The sequence below is a fragment of the Paraburkholderia piptadeniae genome (assembly GCF_900007165.1).
GTDB classification, from domain to species: Bacteria; Pseudomonadota; Gammaproteobacteria; order Burkholderiales; family Burkholderiaceae; genus Paraburkholderia; species Paraburkholderia piptadeniae.
Genome location: NZ_CYGY02000159.1, coordinates 1 through 7,213 on the forward strand (window position 1 = coordinate 1; position 7,213 = coordinate 7,213).

Below are 7,213 nucleotides of genomic sequence, written 5' to 3' on the forward strand. Positions count from 1 at the left end.
GCTATAGACCGTCTACTCCTGCGACTCAAGAACACGCCGACGCCTGATCGGCTCACCGCCCCAAATAGGAAGAAACAAAGGTAGAAAAAGCCCTCAATTCCATATAATCACCGCCAACCAGCCATTCTCGGGCTGGAATGACGTGTTTCCTGATCCCGGCATGACCGTCGCTGCAATCGACCGGCTCGTCCATCATTCGACGATCTTCGAGATGAATGTCGAAAGCTACCGTCGTCGCACCGCCAGCGACAAACAGAACAGCAGGCGCCGACAATCATCCGGCGACAATCAACAACAAGGAGCGACAACCATGACCGGATAACGACCGACAATCATCCCGGTCGACCGGCCAAGATGGTTGTCGGTAAACCGGCCGTGCTGCTTGACGCTGTCCACTTCGGATGGCTTAACCGCTTTCGACGCCTGGCACGTGACTACGAACGCTTGCCCGAAACACTCGCTGGGCTGCATTTTGTCGTCTTCGCCATGCTTATGCTTGTCCATGCAATCCCGGTACTTCAAGGTGCCTAACACCGTCTAAGGGTACAAGGTTGACGAGAAGTCACCTCTGACCGCGAGACATTTTCAACAGGGTTTGTAACGAAGCGGAAGATTTATGATTGATTCGTTATCCGACGTCATTATGGTCTCCATCCAACGGTGCGCCAGGCCCATTTATTGGTTTGGAGGAACTCGGGAGTCCGGCTGTCGATTCATGGGTACGTGCACAGACCGACCGCACCATGGCGATGTATGGACATACAGCAGATGCTGACGCACTAACCGAACGAATTGTCGATGTCGCAATGGCCAAGGATCGCATTACTATGTGCGCGCGCCACGGTGACTGGGGCTATAACATCTGGAACGACGAACAGCGTCCCCTCGGCTTCATTCGGCGCACACCATGGGACGCTTGGGTTGAGAGTCAACCACGATGGGAGACTGTGTTGGACATCGATGCGCTTGACCTGAACCGGCGAGACGGCGACGACATCCGGTGGGTTCTGGTTGACTTCGCGCTGATCTATCCAACGTACGATCGCGCGCTGGTTCGGCTTTCGCCCAGCGGCTCCGATGCCTGCATTGTGCGGGAGTTTGATGTCGAATCGCGCACATTTGTGAAGAACGGATTTGAACTACCTGAACCTGGTCACCACCGTGTGGCATGGATCGACCGTGATACGGTATATGTGGGGTGAGATGACAGCGCGGTAAATGGGGCTCCGGCAGTTACGGTCGCCGGCTGCCCACGACAGGTGCGCAGATGGGGGCGCGGAACCGCGATTGCGGAAGCACCGATCATCTTAGAATGCGAGCCCGGCGACATGTCGATAATGGCGTTTTACGATCCGATCCATGCGCGTCATCGCGCATCACGCTCAGCCACGTTTTACAGCGCGGTGCATTATTGGCTTGACGAGAAAGCCAACGAGTGGATGCAGTTCGATGTGCCATCTGATGCGAGGATTTTTGAGTGGAACGAATGGCTGTTCATTATGCCGCAGACCGACTGGAATGTCGATCCGACGATATATCGCGAAGGATCTTTGATCGTTATTCGATGTGATGCGTTTCTCCAAGGTGACCGCCAATTTTCTCTGTTTTTCGTACCGTCGGAAACGGAAGTATTATCAGCAGTGCAGTACACAAATAACTTGCTGATCGTCACTTACAGGAGCGCGAGCGTGTCGCACATAACCCTCTGGCGTCCCCCGGCCTCGTTCCATTGTACGTAGGAAGCGACTGCGCTTTCGTTGCCAGACGGGAGCGAGGTTTCGGTGACGGTGGTCGACTGGACACGCGACGATACTACATTGATTTACGTTGACCACTTTCTGACGCCGCCGACACTGTATCTCGCCGATCTCGCTTCTGGTTCCCCCTGGCGGTTGCTTCAACGGCTACACGCAACGTTCGATACAACGGGACTCGTCGCACTGCGCCGACATGCGACGGCATCTGACGGCGTGCGGATTCCCTATTGGATCATTGGTCGCGAGTCGGATCTTCAAGGCAACCCTCGACCTTGTCTTCTGTACGGATACGGCGGCTACCGAATCCCGGTCGATTCGCCACGCTACCTGGAAACCGTTGGCTTCTCATGGCTCGAACCCGGCGGTGTTTATGCGATCGCGAGTATCCGGGGCGGAGGAGAATTTGGCCCTGCGTGGCACCGGGCCGCGCGACGCGAGAAACGCCAGGTGGCATTCGACGATTTCACTGCCGTGGCCGAGGCATTGATTTCCTCCGGCGTCACCACTCCGGAACGGCTTGCCATCAGGGGCGGAAGCAACGGCGGTTTGTTGACCGCAGTGTGCATGATCCAGCGTCCCGAGTTATTCGGTGCAGTTATCTCGGAAATGCCTGTACTCGACATATCTCGCTTTCATCTGCTATTGCAGGGTGCTTGGTGGGTCGACGAGTTTGGTAACCCCGACGATCCAAACGATTATCGGATGTTGATGGGCTACTCACCCTATCAAAACATAAAAGAAGATACTTGCTATCCGCCGGTTCTCTTCACGTCCTCCTCCACAGACGATCGTGTGCACCCAGGCCATGCGCGCAAGATGGTAGCGAAGATGCAGGCCCTCGGACACGACGAGGTCTGGTACGTGGAACATCGCGACGGAGGGCACAGCGCTGGCATCGAACCGGAAGCGAAGGCTCGTGCTACGGCGACGCTGTTCGAGTTCCTGCGGGCGAAGATTGGCATATCGTGACGGCCCGTCGCGTCGACCTGTGCTGACTGTCATGAACGGGCGCCGATGCGCGGACGTAGCTGTGCTGAGGACCTGCCTTGTACGATCAAATGGCTATTTCAATGAGAGGCGTCTCCACCGCACAAGTGTCGACGGAGGTGGGTCGCGCGCATGACATTGAGTTATCGGCTCGCCACATATTGGCGAATACCCTTTTTCTATAAGGGTCGATCATCCCTGTCTCCATTGCAGAAAAAGTCAGCCGGTCCTGCTGAATTTAGCCGCAATGGCCCCAATTCGCAGCGTGTTGTCGGCTGGTAATCACACTTGAGACCTTCAGTATAGTATGCGATACCTTGATTGATGGCGCAGGCATAGTCGACATGCATCATCGGATTATATGAAGGCAGAAAAAACAGCTTAGTTGCGACGAAGACGGTCTGATCGGGCTTCACCGTATAACGGATAGATTGCCAGATCGGAGCACCGAACGGATCTTGAAAAGTCGGAGCACCGACGAGGTCGACGGTCGCGTGTTCGTCGGAAAAGCTTAAAGTCCCGTCCGCCATGGTCCAGTAGGCATTGATCTTCACCCCGCCACGCGTGCCGCTTTGCGAAGTCGTATCGCCGGCAGGTGAGCACTTCGTCAGGTCGGCCGCCACCGATACGGCAGCGCCCCGATTTAGTGCGCTTTCCACATCGGCGAGGCTTGGTAATTGTTTGGCCGGCTCTGCATGTCCCGATATCATTGGCGCGGCAATTAACGGCGCGATAAGGAATGTCTGCATGCAATGACCTCGCTGTTGAGATGGTCGCGGGTTAGCTGACAGGAAGCAGTCTGCCGCAATACGAGCTCAAAGGCGTTGATTTAGAGCAGAAACCGTGGGTATCGATCACAACGTCACGGTCACAACGGTTTCCCATGACTAGCCGCGTGGACCCTCAAGCTATCTGATTGCGCGCCTCCGGTTCAGAGGGCAGGTCAGCAGCACGTAAAGGCGACCGCTGTTATCGACGAACAGATCCGGAAGCCGTTCTTGGCAAAAGTGCTTAAGCACCTGCACTACCGCTCGACGTTCTCCTGATGTGCATGCGGTAGTACGTCGCGTATTCGCTGAGCATGCGGCATCTTGAACAGATGATGCCGAGCGCGGGACTGCGGCCGACCGTGCATCGCTGGGCCATGAAGCTGTTGCCTGCGCCGAGCGAACAACTGATGTCGATGCAGCGCAGCCTCGCCATGGCTGTTGGCCAGGTGAGGCTTGCGGTGAATCCTGCTGCTCGACACAGAGGTCTCGCGAGCGGAGATCATTACCGAATTGCGATGCGATTCGCGTTTCATCACAACGTGGCTCGCAATAAATATGGCTTGCAGACTTCTATCCAAATACTGCAGGACAATATCGACGAACCCGACAAAGCTGGCACAATACTTCTATATCCAAACGATCATAACGATCGTAAGGCGAAGCAAAACTAAATGCGCATACTTCGCAAATTCGACATGGTACAAACCTTGCTTTTTCTTGTGTGCCGATGGAGCGTTAAATGCGATCTACCTTCCTTATCGATTATTAAGAAACTTCTTATGGTTGCTCAACGATCGACCTTTTCAGTGGTACATGCGCCTGACATTCCGACGTTCACGCCTCGAGCGGCAGCAAAATTCGCAGAACTGATCACGCTGCGAGACGAAACACAGCTTTACATTCGTCTCCGCGCCGAAATGCGTGGCGCCGATGATATAAAGTATTCTATTGTGCTGGATGATTCAGTAGGCGATTCCGACATCGAGGTAATTACACAGGGCATTACCGTATTTATCGATAACGCCAGCTTGCAGCACCTCGCGGGCGCCCGGATCGACTACGATGAACGAGCCCTACACCCTCGCTTCGTGATCGATAGCCGGGACGCATCAGCCTTCTGCGCTCGCAGTAAAGCCTTTTCCTCGTGTCCTCGATGAAGTTGGACCGTGATAAAACGACAACCGCATTGCGTCAACGCCAATCAGGTGTTCGACTGGCACAAGCAATACCAGGAAGGCAGTCTGGCGGCGGTGAAGGCAGGTGAATCTGTTGTGCCCGCATCTGAGCTGGCCGCCGCCATCAAGGAACTCCAACGGGTACCCGGGAAGAAGACGCTGGAGGTCGAAATCCTGAAAGAAGCCGTGGAATGGGGTCGTTTAAAAAACCTGATTGCGCGCTCTGCCGTGGTGGTGAAGCGGATTCGTTCGTCTGACTGGCGCGATGGTCGCCGCGTCTGCGTGACTGACGATATCGGGTTGATCGAGGAAATTCAGGGGTATGCGGCGCACCTGCCAACCTACGGCTATCGGCGTATCTGGGCGCTGCTGCGCCGTAGTCGGGAACAGACCGGCGCGCCGTGCATCGATCACAAGCGCGTGTATCGGATTATGCGTGAGCACCAGTTGCTGCTGCGCCGCCCCGGCGTGCGGCGAGACAAGCGGCGGCATGACAGTCGCGTTGCCGTGGACCGCAGCAATACCCTCTGGTACTCCGATGGCTTTGAGTGCCGGTGCGACGATGGCACGCCGCTGCGCGTAACGTTCGCGCTGGACTGCTACGACCGGGAGGCGATTAGCTGGGCGGCCACGACCGGCGGGCATAGCGGAGATGTGGTGCGCGACATGATGCTGGCCGCCGTCGAACAGCGCTTCGGCACCACGCAGGCCGCTCAGTCCGTCGAATGGCTGACGGACAACGGCTCTGCCTACATCGACCGCCGCACGCGCAGCTTCACTCGCGAACTGGGTCTTGAGCCGCTGACCACGCCGGTACGTTCGCCGTAGAGCAATGGCATGGCCGAATCGTTCGTGAAGACCATGAAGCACAATTACGTCGCTAACGCACCAACGGCGCTCTCGCGTCTGGCGATCGCGTTTGAGCAATGATATGAACGCCTCCCACCCAGGCCGAGACGACGGCTTCCGGCCTATAGTTGGACTGCCAAGGAGTCTTGGTAAGCATCGGAGATCGATATGGCACTCACTCCAGTTGGGATTGATATCGTGAAGTCGGTGTTTCAGGTTCACCACTTAGACGCGGATACGGGCCAGGCCGTCAGCAAGACGATCAAGCGCGCCAGCTTCTTGCAATACTTCTCAAATCCGGTGACCTTGGCGATGACGTCGGGTGCTATCGGCTCTGTCGTGACGCTCACGTGGATCTCGGCAACAGGAAGCGTCGGCGCCGCCACACTGCACTGGAGCTCGCATTGTCCCTGGAAAACTACGCTCGAACGTGCCGAACAATGATGTACAAGGCCGCTTGGGCCGCCGCTAAACTGGCGCGTCTGGCGACCAGCGAAGCGAGCAAGGGCGTGTCGGTTCCAGTCTTCGCCTATCCGGACAAAGTCCAATGGGACATCCTGAGCAGGAGGGTCATCTCTGAGTTGCGCGAGTATCCAGCTACCGTGCACGACGCGCGTGAGTACGTCGAGTCTTTCCGGGAATTCGGCGATCTAACCGACATCTGTGAGCAGGTCGAATACGAATGCGCGAAGGCTGCAACGTCCGCTCTCGCGCTGGCTCGCACCACGCGCCGCCGGGAAGGCGCCGCAGCGTGGAAGCCGGGTGCCAAAGATTCAGCAATGGAGCGCGAGCTATCCGACTTCATCGCGAAGGTTGAAGCAAAGAGGAAGGCGTCGTTTGAATGGCTGGCGCAGTCCATTCCCGACGGGAGCATTAATATGCAGACGTTCAAATAGACATTGGGCGTGTGACGAGAAGCTGCCAAACCTAGGGGCATTTCGGCGCGCCGCATAAGTTCTCGCGGCGCGTACCGACACTAAACCAGCGTTCAAGAAGAAGCCCACCAAGCGGTGGGCCAAAATCCATATCAGGATGAGACATGGAGGAAACGTATTCAGTATAAACCCTCAGACCCACAATGCAAGTGCCGTCTGCCAGCAGCACCCGAGCGTGGGATTCGTCCGTCCCTGCTGGGAGTGCCGTCAACAACTGATATGCAACTGTTCAACAACGACAACCGTCTGACTCCCAGACGTTGTTGGCCCTAGGCTCGCAAGCACCGCTGTATGGCAAAATCCGCCTCTTATGCAGAATTCAGATACGCCCGCCAGGGCAGAGCAGCGGTGTCCAGCGACAAATGATCGCGATAACCACCCAAAACCGGAATCCGCGACGTCGTATTTGGGTACGGAGTGTTCAACGCATGGAACGTCAATTCCTGCTATGCTCTCCAAGCTATTCGCGGTGTTGAAGCGACTTGGGCCCTTTTCAGAACCTGAACTCGGTGAGGAACTCGCCCGCCTAGAGCGCGCAAGCTACCCGACCCATCCGCAGACGGAAGTTGGCTCATTGCATCGGCAGGAACTCTCACAAGCTCGCTATCTTCGAAATCGCTCTCAGATTTGACCATGCTTGTTCGAGCCTTCATGGCGATTTCACTCACCATGTGCGGAGATGACGCGCGCGTCGGCCGCGGCGATAAAGAAACGTGTGTAGTAGGCGGGCGAACAGGGTA

At 56.4% G+C, this 7,213-nt stretch carries 6 protein-coding genes and 5 pseudogenes; 10 read left to right on the top strand and 1 reads right to left on the bottom strand.

The window, feature by feature from the left end; genetic code table 11:
- Nucleotides 1-103 precede the first annotated feature (103 nt).
- From BN2476_RS43620 to BN2476_RS49120, 5 genes and pseudogenes are all read left to right on the top strand, one after another.
- A pseudogene (locus BN2476_RS43620) lies at nt 104-322 on the top strand (ATP-binding protein); the annotation flags it as partial.
- A gap of 74 nt (nt 323-396) precedes the next feature.
- Nucleotides 397-531: pseudogene (locus BN2476_RS46265) on the top strand (IS5/IS1182 family transposase); the annotation flags it as partial.
- Nucleotides 532-743: 212 nt separating this feature from the next.
- Complete coding sequence (locus BN2476_RS49110) at nt 744-1,202, top strand: prolyl oligopeptidase family protein (protein ID WP_235851244.1); 459 nt, start codon at nt 744-746, stop codon at nt 1,200-1,202.
- Nucleotides 1,203-1,337: 135 nt separating this feature from the next.
- Nucleotides 1,338-1,739 carry a hypothetical protein gene (locus tag BN2476_RS49115; protein ID WP_227747352.1) on the top strand — a complete coding sequence of 134 codons (402 nt, stop codon included), beginning with the start codon at nt 1,338-1,340 and terminating at the stop codon, nt 1,737-1,739.
- Between the two features lie 42 nt (nt 1,740-1,781).
- Nucleotides 1,782-2,726: a prolyl oligopeptidase family serine peptidase gene (locus tag BN2476_RS49120; protein WP_235851245.1), complete on the top strand. Its 945-nt coding sequence runs from the start codon at nt 1,782-1,784 to the stop codon at nt 2,724-2,726.
- Between the two features lie 197 nt (nt 2,727-2,923).
- Here the strand turns inward: BN2476_RS49120 and BN2476_RS43630 are convergent, their stop codons facing one another.
- Nucleotides 2,924-3,493 (bottom strand): VirK family protein, encoded by a 570-nt coding sequence (locus BN2476_RS43630; RefSeq protein ID WP_087740304.1) that lies wholly within the window; start codon nt 3,491-3,493, stop codon nt 2,924-2,926.
- Between the two features lie 234 nt (nt 3,494-3,727).
- Between BN2476_RS43630 and BN2476_RS49125 the strand changes: the two are divergent.
- The 5 genes and pseudogenes from BN2476_RS49125 to BN2476_RS43650 all read left to right on the top strand — a co-directional run.
- Nucleotides 3,728-3,903: pseudogene (locus BN2476_RS49125) on the top strand (IS6 family transposase); the annotation flags it as partial.
- A gap of 282 nt (nt 3,904-4,185) precedes the next feature.
- Nucleotides 4,186-4,671, top strand: coding sequence for a HesB/IscA family protein (locus tag BN2476_RS43640; RefSeq protein ID WP_227747353.1), 486 nt, complete (start codon nt 4,186-4,188; stop codon nt 4,669-4,671).
- A 6-nt stretch (nt 4,672-4,677) separates the two neighbouring features.
- Nucleotides 4,678-5,613 (top strand): annotated as a pseudogene (locus BN2476_RS43645) (IS3 family transposase); the annotation flags it as partial.
- A 93-nt stretch (nt 5,614-5,706) separates the two neighbouring features.
- A pseudogene (locus BN2476_RS49130) lies at nt 5,707-5,835 on the top strand (IS110 family transposase); the annotation flags it as partial.
- 143 nt (nt 5,836-5,978) lie between these two features.
- The gene (locus tag BN2476_RS43650) at nt 5,979-6,434 is read left to right on the top strand and encodes a hypothetical protein (protein ID WP_227747354.1); all 456 of its coding nucleotides are present in this window, start codon (nt 5,979-5,981) and stop codon (nt 6,432-6,434) included.
- The last annotated feature ends 779 nt before the right edge of the window (nt 6,435-7,213 follow it).